This is a genomic window from Cellulomonas sp. RIT-PI-Y (genome assembly GCF_025642745.1).
GTDB lineage: Bacteria > Actinomycetota > Actinomycetes > Actinomycetales > Cellulomonadaceae > Cellulomonas.
The window spans coordinates 12377-28638 of record NZ_JANZKP010000007.1; the positions used below are offsets into that span (position 1 = coordinate 12377).

At 71.9% G+C, this 16262-nt stretch carries 19 protein-coding genes; 8 read left to right on the plus strand and 11 right to left on the minus strand.

The genetic code is table 11. The annotated features are described in order from the left end of the window. Positions 1-165: 165 nt before the first annotated feature. Together OGL89_RS03920 and OGL89_RS03925 are read left to right on the plus strand one after the other, a co-directional pair. Positions 166-582 carry a MerR family transcriptional regulator gene (locus OGL89_RS03920; protein WP_263118563.1) on the plus strand — a complete coding sequence of 139 codons (417 nt, stop codon included), beginning with the start codon at positions 166-168 and terminating at the stop codon, positions 580-582. A 120-nt stretch (positions 583-702) separates the two neighbouring features. After that, complete coding sequence (locus OGL89_RS03925; protein ID WP_263118564.1) at positions 703-2745, plus strand: beta-galactosidase; 2043 nt, start codon at positions 703-705, stop codon at positions 2743-2745. A 180-nt stretch (positions 2746-2925) separates the two neighbouring features. Here the strand turns inward: OGL89_RS03925 and OGL89_RS03930 are convergent, their stop codons facing one another. Then, positions 2926-4218 carry an MFS transporter gene (locus OGL89_RS03930; protein ID WP_263118565.1) on the minus strand — a complete coding sequence of 431 codons (1293 nt, stop codon included), beginning with the start codon at positions 4216-4218 and terminating at the stop codon, positions 2926-2928. A gap of 166 nt (positions 4219-4384) precedes the next feature. Here OGL89_RS03930 and OGL89_RS03935 point away from each other — a divergent pair, with 166 nt between their 5' ends. Next, on the plus strand, positions 4385-5032 hold the full coding sequence (locus OGL89_RS03935; RefSeq protein ID WP_263118566.1) for a TetR/AcrR family transcriptional regulator: 648 nt from the start codon (positions 4385-4387) through the stop codon (positions 5030-5032). A 3-nt stretch (positions 5033-5035) separates the two neighbouring features. Here the strand turns inward: OGL89_RS03935 and OGL89_RS03940 are convergent, their stop codons facing one another. From OGL89_RS03940 to OGL89_RS03960, 5 genes are all read right to left on the minus strand, one after another. After that, positions 5036-5491 carry an ATP-binding protein gene (locus tag OGL89_RS03940; protein ID WP_263118567.1) on the minus strand — a complete coding sequence of 152 codons (456 nt, stop codon included), beginning with the start codon at positions 5489-5491 and terminating at the stop codon, positions 5036-5038. After that, a complete protein-coding gene (locus tag OGL89_RS03945) occupies positions 5488-6324 on the minus strand; it encodes an alpha/beta hydrolase (protein ID WP_263118568.1) in 837 nt (278 codons plus the stop codon). Before OGL89_RS03945 ends, OGL89_RS03940 begins: the two co-directional genes overlap by 4 nt. A gap of 38 nt (positions 6325-6362) precedes the next feature. Continuing rightward, the gene (locus tag OGL89_RS03950; protein WP_263118569.1) at positions 6363-7973 is read right to left on the minus strand and encodes a methyl-accepting chemotaxis protein; all 1611 of its coding nucleotides are present in this window, start codon (positions 7971-7973) and stop codon (positions 6363-6365) included. 147 nt (positions 7974-8120) lie between these two features. Continuing rightward, on the minus strand, positions 8121-8432 hold the full coding sequence (locus OGL89_RS03955; RefSeq protein ID WP_263118570.1) for a hypothetical protein: 312 nt from the start codon (positions 8430-8432) through the stop codon (positions 8121-8123). Between the two features lie 21 nt (positions 8433-8453). Beyond that, on the minus strand, positions 8454-9548 hold the full coding sequence (locus OGL89_RS03960; RefSeq protein ID WP_263118571.1) for an acyltransferase: 1095 nt from the start codon (positions 9546-9548) through the stop codon (positions 8454-8456). 122 nt (positions 9549-9670) lie between these two features. Here OGL89_RS03960 and OGL89_RS03965 point away from each other — a divergent pair, with 122 nt between their 5' ends. The 4 genes from OGL89_RS03965 (at position 9671) to OGL89_RS03980 (ending at position 12137) form a co-directional block, all read left to right on the plus strand. Continuing rightward, the gene (locus OGL89_RS03965; RefSeq protein WP_263118572.1) at positions 9671-9811 is read left to right on the plus strand and encodes a hypothetical protein; all 141 of its coding nucleotides are present in this window, start codon (positions 9671-9673) and stop codon (positions 9809-9811) included. A 104-nt stretch (positions 9812-9915) separates the two neighbouring features. Further along, on the plus strand, positions 9916-10932 hold the full coding sequence (locus OGL89_RS03970; RefSeq protein WP_263118573.1) for an iron-containing redox enzyme family protein: 1017 nt from the start codon (positions 9916-9918) through the stop codon (positions 10930-10932). Then, complete coding sequence (locus OGL89_RS03975) at positions 10929-11159, plus strand: CDGSH iron-sulfur domain-containing protein (protein ID WP_263118574.1); 231 nt, start codon at positions 10929-10931, stop codon at positions 11157-11159. Before OGL89_RS03970 ends, OGL89_RS03975 begins: the two co-directional genes overlap by 4 nt. Before the next feature lie 9 nt (positions 11160-11168). Beyond that, positions 11169-12137 carry an arsenic resistance protein gene (locus OGL89_RS03980; protein WP_263118575.1) on the plus strand — a complete coding sequence of 323 codons (969 nt, stop codon included), beginning with the start codon at positions 11169-11171 and terminating at the stop codon, positions 12135-12137. Here OGL89_RS03980 and OGL89_RS03985 read toward each other — a convergent pair. Next, positions 12100-12504, minus strand: a complete 405-nt coding sequence (locus tag OGL89_RS03985) for a GNAT family N-acetyltransferase (protein ID WP_263118576.1) — start codon at positions 12502-12504, stop codon at positions 12100-12102. The genes OGL89_RS03980 and OGL89_RS03985 overlap by 38 nt on opposite strands. An 84-nt stretch (positions 12505-12588) precedes the next feature. Next, positions 12589-13053, minus strand: coding sequence for a DUF1801 domain-containing protein (locus OGL89_RS03990; protein WP_263118577.1), 465 nt, complete (start codon positions 13051-13053; stop codon positions 12589-12591). Positions 13054-13262: 209 nt separating this feature from the next. Here OGL89_RS03990 and OGL89_RS03995 point away from each other — a divergent pair, with 209 nt between their 5' ends. Continuing rightward, positions 13263-13661, plus strand: a complete 399-nt coding sequence (locus OGL89_RS03995; RefSeq protein ID WP_263118578.1) for a hypothetical protein — start codon at positions 13263-13265, stop codon at positions 13659-13661. Positions 13662-13687: 26 nt separating this feature from the next. On the opposite strand, the gene OGL89_RS04000 is transcribed toward OGL89_RS03995, so the two are convergent. From OGL89_RS04000 to OGL89_RS04010, 3 genes are all read right to left on the minus strand, one after another. Continuing rightward, the gene (locus OGL89_RS04000; protein ID WP_263118579.1) at positions 13688-14218 is read right to left on the minus strand and encodes a pyridoxamine 5'-phosphate oxidase family protein; all 531 of its coding nucleotides are present in this window, start codon (positions 14216-14218) and stop codon (positions 13688-13690) included. Between the two features lie 16 nt (positions 14219-14234). Beyond that, positions 14235-15662, minus strand: coding sequence for an MATE family efflux transporter (locus OGL89_RS04005; RefSeq protein ID WP_263118580.1), 1428 nt, complete (start codon positions 15660-15662; stop codon positions 14235-14237). Between the two features lie 111 nt (positions 15663-15773). Beyond that, on the minus strand, positions 15774-16214 hold the full coding sequence (locus OGL89_RS04010) for a MarR family transcriptional regulator (protein WP_263118581.1): 441 nt from the start codon (positions 16212-16214) through the stop codon (positions 15774-15776). Positions 16215-16262: the final 48 nt, after the last annotated feature.

The window sequence follows — 16262 nt, forward strand, 5'->3', positions numbered from 1 at the left end:
GTACGAGCAACTCGACCGTTACGGGAGGGTTTGTCCGGAATGTTCACCCGGTGGACCACGGCGGGCGCCGGGCCGATCGGTGCTGCCCGACCCGCATTTCGCCTGGCTATGCTGGCCGGCGGACCGCCGCCAGCGGCCGGTGCGGACGCGAGAGGTGGCACACGTATGGACGAACATCGGATGCAGATCGGCGAGCTCGCCGACCGGATCAAGCTGTCCCTGCGCACCATCCGCTACTACGAGGAGGTCGGCCTGGTCCGGCCCTCGGCGCGCACCCCCGGCGGATTCCGGCTGTACACCGAGGCCGACGCGCTCCGGTTCGAGACGATCAAGCGGATGAAGCCGCTCGACTTCTCGCTGGAGGAGATGGGTGACCTGCTGCACGTCCTCGACCGGCTCGGCGATCCGGCGCTGCCGGCCGAGGAGCGCGAGCAGCTGGTCGAGCGCCTGGAGATGTACCGGCTGGCGGTGGTGGAGCGGTCCCGGCGGTTGCAGGAGCAGCTCGCGGTGGCCGAGGACTTCCAGGCCACCCTGATCGCGGAGATCGGTCGGCACCGGCCCAGCCCGTCGGGCGCCCGCTGACCCGACCGTCGGCGGGGCCCGTCGGCACCGCGCACCTGGACTCTACCTACCAACCAGTAGGTAGACTTGCCGGGACCACCCCGGTGACGACGCCGGGACTCGCGCGATGAAGGGTGAACGATGGACAGGATGCTGTTCGGCGCGGCGTACTACGACGAGTACATGCCCACCGACCGGATCGACACCGACGTCCAGATGATGCTGGCCGCCGGGATCAACGTGGTGCGGATCGCCGAGTCGACCTGGAGCACCCTGGAGCCGCAGCCCGGCGTCTTCGACTTCCGTCATGTCGACCGGGCACTGGACGCGTTCGAGGCCGCCGGGATCAGCGTGATCGTCGGCACCCCGACCTACGCCGTCCCGTCCTGGCTGACCGCCTCGCACCCGGACGTGCTGGCCACCACCCGCCAGGGCGAGGGCCGGTACGGCGCACGGCAGATCATGGACATCACCCACCCCACCTACCTGTTCCACGCCGAGCGGGTGATCCGGGAGCTGATGGCGCACACCGCGCACCGCTCGGCCGTGATCGGCTTCCAGATCGACAACGAGACCAAGTTCCACGACACCGCCGGCCGGGGCGTGCAGCGTGCGTTCGTCAAGCACCTGCGCCAGGAGTTCGACGGCGACCTCACCGCCCTGAACGCCGCCTTCGGGCTGGACTACTGGTCCAACCGGATCGACGCCTGGGAGGACGTGCCGGACGTCCGCGGCACCATCAACGGCTCGCTCGGCGCCGCGTTCGACCGGTTCCGCCGCGGACTGGTCGAGGAGTTCCTCGGCTGGCAGGCCGGGATCGTGCGCGAGTACGCGCGGGACGACCAGTGGGTCACCCAGAACTTCGACTTCGACTGGACCCCCGGGTGGTCGTACGGCCTGCAGCCCTCGGTCGACCACTTCAAGGCCGCCCGCACGGTCGATCTGGCGGGAGTGGACATCTACCACCCCACCCAGTCCCACCTGACCGGCAAGGAGATCGCCTTCGGCGGCGACATGACGCGCTCGATCAAGGGCGGCGCCAACTACCTCGTGCTGGAGACGCAGGCGCAGGGGCAGCTGGGCTGGCTGCCCTACCCGGGTCAGCTCCGGCTGCAGGCCTACAGCCACGTGGCCAGCGGCGCGGACGGCGTCATGTACTGGCACTGGCACTCCACCCACAACGCCTTCGAGACCTACTGGAAGGGCCTGCTCTCCCACGACCTGGAGACCAACCCCACCTACGAGGAGGCCGGGGTCTTCGGTCGGGAGCTGGCCGCGCTGGGCGAGCGGTTCGGTCACCTGCGCAAGCAGAACCGGGTCGCGATCATGGTCAGCAACGAGGCGCTCACGGCGTTGCAGTGGTTCACCCTCGAGACCGGGTTCATCAACGGCGTCTTCGGCAGCTCGATCGGCTACAACGACGTGCTGCGCTGGGTCTACGACGCGCTGTTCGAGCTGAACGTGGAGGTGGACTTCGTGCCCGCCGACGACGCCGACCTGGCCCGCTACGACCTGGTGATCGCACCGGTGCTCTACACCGCGCCGCAGTCGACCGTCGACGCGCTGCGCGACTACGTCACCGGCGGCGGGCACCTGGTGACCACTTTCCGCAGCGTGGTGGCCGACGAGCACGTCCAGGTCTGGCACGACCGCGCGCCGCACGGGCTGGTGGACACCCTGGGGGTGACCTACAACCAGTTCACCCGGCCCGACGGCGTCGACCTGACCCTGCACGGCGATCTGGCCGGGGTCGAGCCGGCGGCACTCGACGCGCGGCACTTCATGGAACTGCTGGTCCCGCAGGGCGCGGAGGTGCTGGCGTCCTACCGGCACGACGCCTACCGCGACCACGCGGCGATCACCCGGCACCGCGTCGGCGAGGGGTCCGCGCTGCATCTGGGCACGATGACCTCGCCGGAGCTGCTGCGCGCGGTGCTCGCCCTGGCCGTCCGGGACGCCGGGGTCGGCGACTGGGCGCAGGAGCTGGCCGGGACCGTGTCCGTGCGCCGCGGGCGGAACGCGGCGGGGAACGACGTGACGTACCTGCTGAACTACTCCGGGACCGCGGTCGAGCTGGCCAGCCCGGTGTCCGGGCGGTCGGTGCTCGCCGACGACGCGGCGGTGACGCTGGGTGACACGGTGACCGTCGGCGCATGGGACCTGGTGGTGGTCGAGGGGGAGTGACCCCCGCACGACGTGGCCCGGCCCCCAGGGGCCGGGCCACGTGTATGGGACCGGCCACCTCCCATGCTCTCGGACCGCTCCGTCCGACGGCGACCCGATCCCGCTCCGGGCCCGGACGCACCGCGGCCCCGGTCCAGAGCCCGAACTCCGAACCGGGGCCGTCCCCGCGGTGGTGCCCCGCTACTTGACCGCCTTGATCCGGGTGATGAAGAAGGCGCCCAGGAGCGCCGCCACGATCGACACCGGGAAGACCAGCCCGTAGCCACCGGTCGCCACGACCAGGGCCGAGGTGATCAGCGGCCCCACGGTCTGACCGGCGGTGGTGGACAGGTTGAGGATGCCGAGGTCCTTGCCGGCCTCCTCCTCGTTCGGCAGCACGTCCACGTTCAGTGCCTGGTCGACCGAGGTGTAGACCCCGTAGCCGAAGCCGGCGATCCCGGCGAACAGGAACATGCCGGTCGGGGTCGGGTAGATCCACGGCATGGCGATGCCGACCGCGAACAGGACCGAGGAGATCACCACCGGCAGCTTGCGCCGCCCGATCAGGTCGGAGATCGGCCCGGAGAGCACCGAGCCGACCAGCGACACCACCAGGAGGATCACCGACATCGTCGCGATCGTCTTGCCGGACTCGGCGACGGACTGACCGATGTGGTCCTGCACGATGTACAGCTGGTACGCCATCACCATCTGGTAAGACACCAGCATGAACAGCCGGCCGGCGAACGCCCAGTAGAAGTCGGGCGCCTTGCGCGGCGGGCGGAACGACTTGAGCAGCTCCTTGAAGCCGCCGGCGGCCGGGGGCAGATCGACGGCGGAACGCTCCCGGGGCCAGACGATCAGCGCGATGATCGCGGACACGGCCATCAGCGCGCCGCCGAGCACGAAGCCCGGGAACGAGTTGACCAGGAACGCCGATCCGATCAGGGAACCGAGCGGCGCACCGGCGGCCAGGCCGCCGCCGTAGAAGGCGGACATGGTCCCGCGCAGTTTCATCGGCACCCGGTCGGCCAGCACGGCGACCGCCGGGGCGAGCATCATGTTCAGACCGACCATGCACAGGCAGTAGACCAGCGTGATCAGGGTGGCGTTGGTGAGCACCCCGATCGCGAACAGGGTGACGCCGCCCAGGACGCCACCGGCCAGGATCCACGGTGCCCGGCGGCCGAACCGGCTGCGGGTGCGGTCGGACAGATTGCCGAACAGCAGGTTGGACACCAGGGACACCACGGCGGTGACGGCGCTGATCGTGCCGAGCAGGGCGACCGGGTCGGCCACGCCGATGTCGCGCAGGCGCTGGGGGAGCAGCACCGCCGCGACGATCTGCAGACCGATGATCCAGGCGAGTCCGAAGACGAAGAATCCGGCACCGAACCGCAGGGTGCGGCCACGGGTGAAGGGCATACGGGTGTCGGGCGCGAGCGAGTCGGCTTGGCCGGCCAGTTCTGCCGACGGTGCGGCTTGCGTGTCCATGTCAACCTTCATTGGTCGTGGGAGACGGACGCTCCACAGTGAGTCGTCTGGTGGGTGCGCCCCCTCGCACACCGCCACTACCTACCGAGTGGTTGGTAGATAGCTGGAAGGTAGAACTCCCGCCCGCGGATGTCAATGCGATGCCCGGGACGGGTAGGTTGCGGGGGTGAGCAGCACCTCGGAGTCCGCTGAGAAGCCCCGCCGCGTCCGGCTGAGCCGGGAGGAGCGGATCGGTCAGATCCTGGCGGTGAGCGCCCGGCTGGTGAGCCAGCACGGGTTCTACGGTCTCTCGCTGCAGGAGGTCGCCCGGGAGGTCGGGATCACCCAGGCCGGGCTGCTGCACTACGTGCACACCAAGGAGGGTCTGCTCCAGCTCATCATCGAGCAGGGCTACGACCAGCGGTTCGACCCGGAGGACTTCGCGGCGACCGGCGACCCGTCGGCGGTGCACCCGGACGGGATGTCCTTCCCGGCCTACTGCCGGTACCTGGTGGCGAACAACGCGCGCGATCCGCAGCTGATCCGGCTGTACATGGTGCTGAGCGCGGAGTCCATCAGCCCTGCGCACCCGGCGCACGCGTACTTCGACGACCGGCCGGACCGGGTGTGGGAGCTCTATTCCGGCACCCGGTGGCGGATCCCGCCGGAGGTCGGCGACTGGTCGGACATGCGGCCGCTGGTCGAGCTGGCGATCGCGGCGATGGACGGGCTCCAGCTGCGGATGTTCCGGAGCCCGTCCCTCGACCTGCCGACCGCCTGGCGGACCGCCGAGCGGGTGCTGTTCCCGTCCCCGGTGTGGGACGACTTCCGCTGACGGTCAGCGCTGGGCGGGGAAGATCGCCCAGACGTGCTTGGTGTGTTCCGTGGCGTACCACCCGACCTGCTGCGAGAGCCGCCGGGCGATCTGCAGGCCGAAGCCGCCGGCACCGGGCGGGCGTTCCCCCGCGAGGAACGGCGTGCTGCCGATGTCGTGGTCGGCGACGTCCAGCAGGTAGTCGTCGCCGTCGGTGAACAGCCTCACCGTCGTCGGGGGCAGCCCGTGGGTCAGCGCGTTGGTGGCCAGCTCGGAGGCGACCAGGATCATCCGCTCCGGGACGTCGTCCAGCCGGCGCTGCGGACCGGCATCGCTGGCGGTGACCGCCTCCAGCAGCTCGCGTCGCACACCGCTCAGGTGGTCCACGTCGTGCAGCACCCACTCACGCACCAGCTCGAAGCGCTCGGGCGGCCGTGCGGTGACGAGTCCGTCGTCGGTGCGGGCGTTGTTCTCGCTCATCGGGCGAGGAAGTCGATCAGGACCGTGTTCCACTCGTCCGCGTGGCTCACGTTGACGCCGTGCGGGCCGCCCTGCACCACGTGCAGCGCCGAGCCGGGGATCGCCTCGTGCGTGCGCCGGCCGGACCCCTCGAAGGGCACGGTGGCGTCGGCGCTGCCGTGCAGGATCAGCGCCGGGACCTTGACCGCCGCCAGGTCGTCCCGGAAGTCGGTGTGGCCGAACGCGGCCATGCAGGCCAACGCTGCGCCCTTGCCGGCCTGGTGGCAGAGCGCCAACGCGTCCTGGCGCTGCTGCTCGGTGACCACGAGTTCTCCCTCGGCGGAGAAGAACTCGGTGGTGAACTCGTCGTAGAACGCCTCGGAGTTCGCGGTGAGCTTCGCCGCCATCGCGGTGGCCTGCGCCTCGGAGAGCGGGCCGTCCGGGTTGCCGGGCAGGTGCGCGAGGAACGGCGGCACCGCGGAGGCGAACACCACCGAGTGCAGCCGCTCCGCACCGTGCCGCGTGAAGTAGCGGGCGACCTCGCCGCCGCCCATCGAGAAACCGACCAGGGTGACGTCGTGCAGGTCGAGCTCGACCAGGAGGGTGTGCAGGTCGTCGGTGAGGGTGTCGTAGGTGTAGCCGGTCAGCGGCTTGTCACTGCGGCCGAACCCGCGCCGGTCGTAGGTGACCACCCGGTATCCCTCGGCGACCAGCGCCGGCACCTGGTACTCGAAGGACTCACCGGACAGCGGCCAGCCGTGGATCAGGACCACCGGACGGCCGGGGCCACCCGTGTCGTCGACGTGCAGCCGGGTGTCCTTGAACAGACCGTGGTGTGCGGTGATCTCCGTCATGCGGCCCTAGTCTTCGGTGCTCGGGCCGCCCGCGCATCTCAGTAGCGGAACCGGCTGACCCGGGCCTCCAGATCCGCGGACAACTGGGCCAACTCGACCACGGACTGCCCGACCTGCCCAAGCACGTCGGACTGCGCCGCGGCGGCCGAGGCCACCCCGGTGATGTTGGTGGCGATCTCGCCCGAACCGGTGGCCGCCTCGGCGACCGACCGGGACATCTCGTTCGTGGTGGCGGTCTGCTCCTCCACGGCCGACGCGATGGTCAGCTGGTAGTCGTTGATCGAGGCGATGATGGTCGAGATCTGCTCGATCGCCGAGACCGCGCCGGTGGTGTCGCCCTGGATGGCGTCCACCCGGCGGGCGATGTCCTCGGTCGCCTTGGCGGTCTCCTGCGCCAGCTCCTTGACCTCACCGGCGACGACGGCGAAGCCCTTGCCGGCCTCACCGGCACGAGCGGCCTCGATGGTGGCGTTCAGGGCCAGCAGGTTGGTCTGCTCCGCGATGGAGGTGATCACCTTCACCACGTTCCCGATCTCCTGGCTGGACACCCCGAGCCGTGCGACCTGGTCGTTGGTCACCGCGGCGGCGTCGGTCGCCTGCCCGGCGATCTTGGCGGCCTGCGAGGAGTTCTGCGCGATCTCCCGGATGGAGGCGCCCATCTGCTCGGCGCCCGCGGCGACGGTCTGCACGTTGCGGGAGACCTGCTCCGCGGCCGCGGCCACCACACCGGCCTGGGTGGAGGTCTCGTCGGCGCCCGCGGACACCTGCGACGAGGCGGCGGACAGCTGCTCGGCGGATGCGGCGACCGCCTGCGCGGAGTCCTTCACCCCGCCGACCGTGGCCCGCAGCGCCTCCTGGGCGGTGCCCAGGGCGGTGGCCATGTCGCCGATCTCGTCCAGGGAACCGGCGCGGGCACCGACGGTCAGGTCACCGTCCGCCATCGCGACCAGGGACCGGCGGACGCCGGCGGCGGCGGTCCGGATCCGGCGGGCGACCACGATCGCCACCCCGATGGCCAGCACCGCGCCGATGGACAGGCCGATCCAGGTGATCACGATGGAGCGCTCGGCGCGCGCGGAGACGTCGGCCGACTCCTGCGCGATGGTGTCCGCGATCTCCTCCTGCACGGTGGAGATGCTCGCCACCAGGGCACGGCCCTTCTCCCCGGCGCCGCCGTCGTCCCGGATCTGCATGAACGCGTCCTGGTCGTCCGCGAGGGCAGCGGGGATCAGCTCGTCGTCCAGCACCTGCCGGTACTCGTCCCAGGCGGTGCCGAACGCGTCCCAGGCCGCCGGGCTGCCGCCGAAGGCCGACTGGTAGGCCGCCTCCAGGCCGGTCGCGGCGTCGTCCACCGCGGTGTACCCGGCCTCGAGCGCGTCGACCTGGGACTGCTTGCCCTCACCCGCGGGGTACGCGCCGACCATGCCCGCGGTCATCCGCACCTGCCAGAGCGAGGCCTGGAAGGTGGACAGCGCGGCGTTGACGGAGGCGTCGGCCTCGGCCATGTCGGTCGTCTCGGTGCGGATGGCGGACATCTGTCCGGCGGCGAAGGCACCCACGCCGACCGAGAACACGGTGGCGACGGCGGCGACGCCGATGATCTGGGTGGCGAGCGGCAGGCGCAGTGCGCGCGTGCGGGTCACGGGCATGGCAGGTCTCCTGTGGCGGCGTCCTCCCCCCTGCGGCCCGCGGCGCGGACCACGTCATCAGGACGTGGTGCTCTCATCGGGTGACGGTCGGCGCTGCTGAGGCGGATCTGGGTCCCTGCACCCGGGTGAATCGCGGTCGATCACCGGTCAGCGCCGGGCGCGGAGCACCTGCCACAGCACGGCGTGGATCGCCACGTTCCACCAGGCCGCCCCCGCCGCGCACAGCACCAGCGTCTGCGAGGACCAGTCCGCCGGGGCCGCCGGCAGCAGGAAGGTCCACGGCACGCCGAAGGGCAGGCTCGCGAGGTAGGCGATCCCGCCGCCGATGTTCGCGTCCGCGGTCCGCTGGAGGCCGAGCGCGAGCAGCAGCACCGTGACCACCAGGACCACCGCGGCATGGGTGATCAGAGCGGCGGGCTGCCAGCTCCGGCGGCGGACACGGGACTCGGGTGCGGCCATGCGGGCCATCCTGGCAGCGGCTCAGCCGGTCGGCGCGGCCTCGCGGTCGATCGGCGCGGTCTGGCCGGACTGCCACCGCCGCCGGAGCGCGGCCACCGGCCGTTCGACCAGCCACCAGCTCGCGGTCGCCGCGGCCAGCGTCAGCGCCGCGCCGAGGAGTCCGCCGCCCAGGGTCATCGGGTCGCCGAGCCACTGCTGGATCGGCAGGTTCCACAGGTACGCCGCGTAAGAGACCGTGCCGAGCGCGACCAGCACGCGCGGCGGGCGCCGCCACTCCATCGCCAGCAGGATCAGCACCCCCGACGCCACCGCGACCGCCGGGATCGCCACCAGGTACATCCACGGGGACCCGGAGATCCCCGGCGTCGCGGTGACCGTCAGGAACACCAGGACGATCCCGCCGGCCAGGATGCGCCGTGCGGACGTCGAGCCGGGCAGGACGCGGCGTGCCCGGTCCAGCCCCAGCCGCAGGCCGCAGCCCAGGAACAGCGCGATCGACCAGGAGGTCGGCAGCGCGTAGACCCGGGCGGTGTCCGGCCACTCGTACCCGATGGAGAGCAGGCAGAGGGCCAGCGATCCCACGACCCCGGCGCCGACCGCGAGCCGGGTCCGGCCGCGTCGCCAGACGACGGCCAGCACCACCGGCCAGACCAGGTAGAACTGCTCCTCGGTGGCCAGGGTCCACAGGTGGAAGAACGAGCCGCTGCCGTGCGGGATCAGCGGCAGGTTCGAGGTGTAGGTCAGGGCCGCGGCGATGGTCAGACCGAGCATCGACGGTCCGCCGCGCAGCCCGATCACCCCCTCGACCACCGCGTAGGCCGCGAGCACCAGGACCAGCGGCGGGATCAGGCGCAGCGCACGGGAGCCGTAGAACCGGCCCCACCGCACCCGACCGAACCGTTCCAGGTCCCGGGTGAGCAGGCCGGTGATCAGGAACCCGCTGAGCACGAAGAACAGCGTCACGCCGATCATCCCGCCCGAGCCGAACCGCTCGGAGTGGGCGTGGGTCAGCATGACCAGGGCGATCGCCAGACCGCGGAGAGCGTCCAGGCCCGGAAGCCGGGTGCCGGTCGACGGGACGGCGCGGACGTCGGCGGGCCGGGTCTGGAGGGTCACCCGAGCGAGGGTAGGCGGAAGCTGTCCGATATGTGTGGCATGCACGACATGTCACCCGGCCGGCGCAGATCGCTCGGACGCCGGGTCGAACGCCACCCGGCCGCGCTCCGTAGGCTGCCGGCATGGACGACGGACAGAACCCGCTGCGGCCCGGCTTCGGCGACCCGCCGCGCCGGGAACCGCGGCCCACCCGGGCGATGCTGCTCGCCGTGGTGCCGGTGGTGGTCGCGGCACTGGTCGTCCTGGGCTTCGTCCTGATCTGAGCAGCGGAAGGGGGCGGCGCCTCCGGGAGTGCGGCGCCCGCCGGCGCGGGTTAGCGTTCCGGACGTCTCAAGCCATGGGGCCCACGTCGTGCCTCAGGAGAACCGTGCGCGCACCTGCCCCCCGCGGGCCACTCAGCCAGACCGTCCTCACCGCCCTCACCTCCGGCTCGATCGACGCCGATCTCCCGGACCTCGCCGCGGCGCGGATCGCGGCGGTCCCGGACCTCGCCGGCGACGAGGACATCCAACTCAGCCTCACCCTGCTCTACGAACTCCACCACCAGGGTCTCGACGGCGTGGACGACGCCCTGGAGTGGCACCCCGACCTGCTGCGCACCCGCGCGGTGATCGAGCGGGAGTACGAGGTCCAGCTCCGTGCCGCGGTCACCGTCCCCGCCGACCTGCGCCCTGAGCCGACCCCGCAGTCGGTGGCCGCGGCGCTGTTCGACCTCACCGGCCGCGACGACGGGCCGAGCCTGTCGGCGTACGTCGGGAAGAAGGCGACCGACGACCAGCTGCACGAGCTGCTCAAGCACCGGTCGGTGTACCAGCTCAAGGAAGCGGACCCGCACACCTGGGCCATCCCGCGGCTGCTCGGGGAGCCCAAGGCCGCGCTGGTCGAGATCCAGGCGGACGAGTACGGCGGCGGACGCCCGGAGCGCATGCATGCGGCCCTGTTCGCCCGGACCATGCGCGGCCTCGGCCTGGACGACACCTACGGCCGGTACGTCGACGAGGTGCCGGCGCTCACCCTGGCCTCGGTGAACATGATGAGCATGTTCGGCCTGCACCGGCGGCTGCGCGGCTGCATCGTCGGGCACCTGGCGGCCTTCGAGATGACCTCCTCCCAGCCCAACCGCCAGTACGGGAACGGCTTCCGTCGGCACGGCTACGACGCGGACGTGACCTGGTACTTCGACGAGCACGTCGAGGCGGACGCAGTGCACGAGCAGATCGCCGGGCGCGACCTCGCCGGCGGCCTCGTCGCCCAGCAGCCGGAGCTGCTGGACGACGTGCTGTTCGGCGCTGCCGCCTGTCTGCACGCCGACGGCCGGGTGGGCGGGTACCTGATCGACCGGTGGTCGGCGGGGGAGACGTCGCTGCGGACGGTCGCGGCATGACGGACGCCCCGGTGGTGCTGGTCGCGTGCCCGGACGGACCGATCCTGGTGCGCGGCGAGGTCGAGATCCGGGATGCCGACGGGGCGGTGGTGCCCCGTCGCCGGTCGACGGTCGCGCTGTGCCGGTGCGGGGCGTCGGCGATCAAGCCGTTCTGCGACGGCTCGCACAAGGCGATCGGCTTCCGGACGGACGACGAGGGGAGCCGGCCACCGGAGCCGCTCACCTAGGCTGAGCCGGTGATCGTCGCCTGGTGGGACCGCCATCAGGTCGCGCTGTACCTGGCCGCCATCGTGCTCGGTGCCGTCCTCGGGGGAGCACTGCCCGGCATCGCCCCGGCGCTCGAGCGCACGATCACCCCGGTGCTCGCGCTCCTGCTGTTCGCCACCTTCCTCGGCGTCCCGATCGTCCAGGTCGGCCGCGCGGTCCGCGACGTGCGGTTCCTGGCCGCGGCGCTGGCGGTGAACTTCCTGGCGGTGCCGGTGCTGGTCTGGGGGCTGTCCCGGTTCGTCGCCGACGACCGCGGACTGCTGCTCGGTCTGCTGCTGGTGCTGCTCACCCCGTGCGTGGACTACGTGATCGTCTTCACCGGTCTGGCCGGGGGAGCGGCCGACCGGTTGGTCGCCGTCGCGCCGGTGCTGATGCTGGTGCAGCTCCTGCTCCTGCCGGTGTTCCTGCCGCTGATCGCCGGGCCGGAGGTGGTCAGGGTGGTCGAGGCCGGGCCGTTCGCGCAGGCGTTCCTGGTGCTGATCGTGCTGCCGCTGACGGCCGCCTCGGTGCTGCAGCTGCTGTCCCGGCGGCACGGTGCGGCGCGCCGGGTCGAGTCCGTCACCTCGGCGGCGATGGTGCCGCTGATGATGCTCACGCTGGCGGTGGTGGTCGGGTCGCAGATCGCCGCGGTCGGGTCGCGGGCCGCCGACCTGGTGCGACTGGTGCCGCTCTACCTGGTGTTCGTGCTGGTCGCCGCACCACTGGGGCTGCTCGCTGGACGAGCGGCCCGGCTCGACGTCCCGGGAACCCGTGCGGTGCTGTTCTCCGCCAGCACCCGGAACTCGTTGGTGGTGCTGCCGCTGGCCCTGGCCCTGCCGACCGCCCTCGACCTCGCGCCCCTGGCGGTGGTCACCCAGACCCTGGTGGAGCTGGTCGCCCTGGTGCTGCTGGTCCGGGTGGTCAGCGCAGGGCGATCAGTCCCGCCGGTGCCGGCGTGAACCCGCACGCCTCCTGGTAGAACGCCCGGTCCGACTCCTCGAAGTCGACATGCAGCCACTCGCACCCGGCCGCGGCGGCGCGATCGCGGGCCAGTCGCACCAGCGCGGTGCCGACCCCGCGCCGCCGGGCCCGGGTCGCCACCATGGTGTCGAGCAGGAAGGCGTGCACCTGGCCGTCCCACGGCACGTTGACGAAGCCGATCAGCCCGTCGTCGTCCCGGGCGGTCACCCAGCCCAGGCTCCAGCGCTCCACCTGCGCCCGCCAGGTGTCGGTCACGACCCGGTGCCCGAAGGCCTCGGCGTGCAGGGCGTCGACCTCGGCGTCGTCGAACTCGCCGCGCCAGGTCACGGTCACAGGGGTGGGCATGCCGTCACTGTGGCAGGAGTCGGGGCGCCGCGCAGGCCTCGGCGTCGGCGCCGGGTCATCGCGGTGCGGGTGCGTGCGGCCGGGTCAGCGCTGCTCCTGCGCGCCGGCCCGTCGCACCAGGGCGCTGATCTGCTCCCACGCGTCCGCGGTCGGTCCGGTCAGCGCGTAGGAGGTCGGCCAGAAGCCGCTGGACTCGTCGAGCGCCGCCTGCGGGCTCACCCCGACGGTCGAGTAGCGCTGCTTGTCCGTCTGCCCGCTCCGGAAGAACACCACGACCTTCCCGCCTCGTGCGTATCCCGGCTGGCCGTAGTACAGCTTCGCGGTGAGCTCCGGCGCGACATCGGCGAGGATCGCGTGCAGCCGCTCAGCCATCTCGCGATCGCCGTCGGGCATCGCCGCGATCTTCGCCAGGACGTCCGCCTCCTCGGCGGCGACCTTGTCCGCGGTCGCGGCCCGCTTGACGTCCGCCCGCAGCTCGACGGCCCGGTCCTTGATCGCCGCCCGTTCCTGCCTCGAGAAACCGCCTGCCGTGTCGTCCTTGGTGGTCACTGCTCTGCTCCTCGGCGTGGAGAGTCGATGTGCCTCCACGCTACGGAGAAGCGCCACACCAGTGCTTCTCGATTCCTGATCCCTTGTCCGATGCACTGCACCGGGGTGAACGCGGGGGAGGCCTCGTGAAGACCGTCCGACGGTGTGCCCCGCCCGGCCTAGGGTCGGCGTCGGGAGCGAGGGGGTCCGCCATGCGCCGAAGTACTGCTGTGACACTCACCGTCGGACTGGTCGCGCTGATCGGCACGTTGCTGGTCGGGCAGACGGTGCTGCCGTCCTGGGGGCGGAGCGTCAGGGCGATGTACCCCGAGGCGCACCGGATCGTCACGCCCGCGGTGGTGTGGGGGATCGTCGTGCTGGCCTGCCTGCAGGCGGTGGCGGTGATCGCGCTGCGCCTGGTCGCGTCGGCCCGTGCCGGTCGGACCGCCACCGGCTCGGCCCGGGCCGGGCTCGTGTTGCTGGGCGCCGTACTGGTGCAGGTGGTGGTCGGGTTCGTCGGCCTGTCCTGGCTGGGGTTCGGCCAGCCGGGGGTCATGCTCGGACTGATCGCGATCGGGCTGGTGTGTGCGGTGGGGATCGCGGTGCCTCTGGGGCGGCGGTCACCGTGACGCCCTGACGCCCTGGCGGTGACCGGTCAGGGCACCACCCGCCGCGCGGCCCAGCCGTCGTCGCGGCGCATCAGGTGCCGTCGGTGACCCGGCACGCCCAGGTCCAGATGGTCGATCTCGTCCACCCGGATCCTCAGCCAGGCGAACCGGTCGAACAGGGTGGCGTCGTCGGTGTCCGGCGTGAGGTCGGTCGCCTCGTCGATCGGCGTCCCGGGGGCCAGCGGGGCGCTGAACAGCGCACGGGTCCCGGGGCCGAAGGAGTCCCAGGCCCGACGCCGGAGGACCGGGTCGTCGACCAGGTCGCCGACGCCGCGCAGCCGGACCTGGACACCGGCGTCGTCGTCCAGGACGGTGACGCCGATCCGTGGGTCCGCGGCCAGCTCCGCGCACTTGGCGGACCGGCGGTCGGTGGCGAGGAACAGCTCCGGGGCGTCGACCGCGCGCAGGATCATGGCGCGCGGGGCCGAGCCGGTGGCGACCCAGGCCAGCGTGAACGGGGTGCGTTGGTGGGTCGCGGCGGTGAGCTGGTCCCAGACGGTGCGGGCGAGGGTGGTCACCCGCACCAGGGTGCCTTCAGCCCTCCGCCATCGCCAGTGCCTGCTCGGCGCGCTCCGGGCTGCCGTCGGCCAGGCCACGGTCGATCCGGCGCCGGGAGCCCAGCCAGAGCACGACCCCGGCGACCAGCACCGCGACCTCGGTCACGGTCAGCGCCCAGATGATGCCGGGCAGCCCGAACCAGAGGTTGCCGAGCAGGACCACCGGCAGGAAGAGCACGCCTTGGGTGACCGACATGATCGTGGCCGCGAGCGCCTGCCCGGTGGCCTGGAACAGCGAGGTGAGCAGTCCGGTGAAGCCGTTGGCGATCATCGCGGTCAGCTGCGCGACCAGGATCGTGATCCCCACGGCCAGCACCGACCGGTCGGTGAGGAAGGCGGTCAGCACCTGGTGCCGGAAGAGGAACACCGCCGCGGAGAAAAGCAGCGCCACGGCGCCGACCGCCACCGCCGATCCCCGCAGCGCCGCGGACAGCCGGTCCCGGTCGCCCTTGCCGTAGGCGTAGGCGAACAGCGGCAGCACGCCGAGGGTCACCCCCATCACCAGGAACTCCGGCACCTGCGCGATCCGCACCGCCACCCCCATCGCGGCCAGCGGCCCGTCTCCGTAGGCCGCGGCCAGGTTGTTCAGGACCAGGGCGGTCACGATCAGGAAGGCCGACTGCAGCAGGGTGCTGACCCCGACGCCGAGCACCGGCTTCAGCACGGTGGGCGCCAGGGTGAACCAGCGCGGCGCCAGGCTCATCTGCTCGCTGTTCCGGGTCAGCCAGATCGCGAAGTAGGCCACCGTCACCAGATTGGCCAGCCCGACCGCGAGCGCGGCCCCGGCCACACCCCAACGCAGCACCAGGATGAAGAGGACGTCGAACAGGACGTTGGCTACCGTCGACGCGATCAGCCCGACCATCACCTGCCGTGCGGCACCCGCCGCGCGGACCAGCTGCTCCAGGCAGACCGCCGCGGCCAGCACCGGGACGAAGCCGAGCAGCACCCCGACGAACAGGGTGGTGGCGTGCCGCGCCGTGGCGTCCGCGCCGAGCAGCGACACCAGCGGGTGCAGCAGCATCAGTCCGATCCCGCCGACCACGACGCCGACCACGACAGTGCCCCAGAGCGCGAAGGAGGACACCCGGCGGATCTCGCCGGACCGCCCGGCGTCATGCTCGCTCGCGCCCAGCAGGCGGGACACCAGTGCGCCGCCGCCTACCCCGAACACGTTGCCGATCGCCATCACCAGGGCCAGCACCGGCGAGCCCAGGGTGACGGCTGCCAGCAGGGCGTTGTCGTGCAGGGAACCGATGAAGCCCGCGTTGATCACGTTGTAGAGCGCGCCGACGATCATCGCCGCGGCCATCGGCACGCACAGGTGCACCAGGGCGCTCACGATCGGGGCGGAGGACAGGAACCAGCGGTCGTCACGGACCGCGGTGGTGGTGGGGGAGCTCATGGCAGATCCGTTTCTGGGCAGGACGGAGCGCGCGGCGGATGCCGTGGAGGCCGGAGGGCAGGGGGTGCCGCCGCCGCGACCGGTCGGTCCGGCGGTGGGGAGGAGCGGAGCTCAGGTGCGGGTCGGCCGGGGGAGGGCCGCGGTCACCTTGGTCAGCAGGTGGTGCAGGGTCGCGCGCTCGTCGTCGTCGAGCGGCGCCAGGATCACGTCGTCGGCCGAGCTGATCGCCGTCTCGAAGCCGGAGATCAGCTCGGCGCCCTCGGAGGTGACGTACACCCGCTTGCTCCGTTCGTCGCCGAGTTCGGTGCGCCGCTCGACCAGTGCGCGGGCCTCGAGTCCCTTGAGCAGGCTGGAGACGCTGGCGGCACTCGTCCGGGTGATCGCGGCGATGTCGCGCTGGATCGCGCCGGGGCTCTGCACCAGATAGCCCAGCACGAAGGCCTGCTCGTGGCTGAGGCCGCGATCCCGCACCCAGTCCTCGCCGGCCTTGCGCTGCGCCCACCCGATCCAGCGGACCTGGTCGAGGGTGGAGGAGAGCTCTGGCGTGTCCATGCTGAGGACTCTAACCATTAGAGATCTAACTGGCAAGCGCAGTGCACG

What these genes read in the sequence shown, in the direction of transcription:
- OGL89_RS03920 (WP_263118563.1), top strand. Translation starts at nt 166, where the DNA reads ATGGACGAACATCGGATGCAGATCGGCGAGCTCGCCGACCGGATCAAG.
- OGL89_RS03925 (WP_263118564.1), top strand. Translation starts at nt 703, where the DNA reads ATGGACAGGATGCTGTTCGGCGCGGCGTACTACGACGAGTACATGCCC.
- OGL89_RS03930 (WP_263118565.1), bottom strand. Translation starts at nt 4,218, where the DNA reads ATGGACACGCAAGCCGCACCGTCGGCAGAACTGGCCGGCCAAGCCGAC.
- OGL89_RS03940 (WP_263118567.1), bottom strand. Translation starts at nt 5,491, where the DNA reads ATGAGCGAGAACAACGCCCGCACCGACGACGGACTCGTCACCGCACGG.
- OGL89_RS03945 (WP_263118568.1), bottom strand. Translation starts at nt 6,324, where the DNA reads ATGACGGAGATCACCGCACACCACGGTCTGTTCAAGGACACCCGGCTG.
- OGL89_RS03950 (WP_263118569.1), bottom strand. Translation starts at nt 7,973, where the DNA reads ATGCCCGTGACCCGCACGCGCGCACTGCGCCTGCCGCTCGCCACCCAG.
- OGL89_RS03955 (WP_263118570.1), bottom strand. Translation starts at nt 8,432, where the DNA reads ATGGCCGCACCCGAGTCCCGTGTCCGCCGCCGGAGCTGGCAGCCCGCC.
- OGL89_RS03965 (WP_263118572.1), top strand. Translation starts at nt 9,671, where the DNA reads ATGGACGACGGACAGAACCCGCTGCGGCCCGGCTTCGGCGACCCGCCG.
- OGL89_RS03975 (WP_263118574.1), top strand. Translation starts at nt 10,929, where the DNA reads ATGACGGACGCCCCGGTGGTGCTGGTCGCGTGCCCGGACGGACCGATC.
- OGL89_RS03985 (WP_263118576.1), bottom strand. Translation starts at nt 12,504, where the DNA reads ATGCCCACCCCTGTGACCGTGACCTGGCGCGGCGAGTTCGACGACGCC.
- OGL89_RS04005 (WP_263118580.1), bottom strand. Translation starts at nt 15,662, where the DNA reads ATGAGCTCCCCCACCACCACCGCGGTCCGTGACGACCGCTGGTTCCTG.
- OGL89_RS04010 (WP_263118581.1), bottom strand. Translation starts at nt 16,214, where the DNA reads ATGGACACGCCAGAGCTCTCCTCCACCCTCGACCAGGTCCGCTGGATC.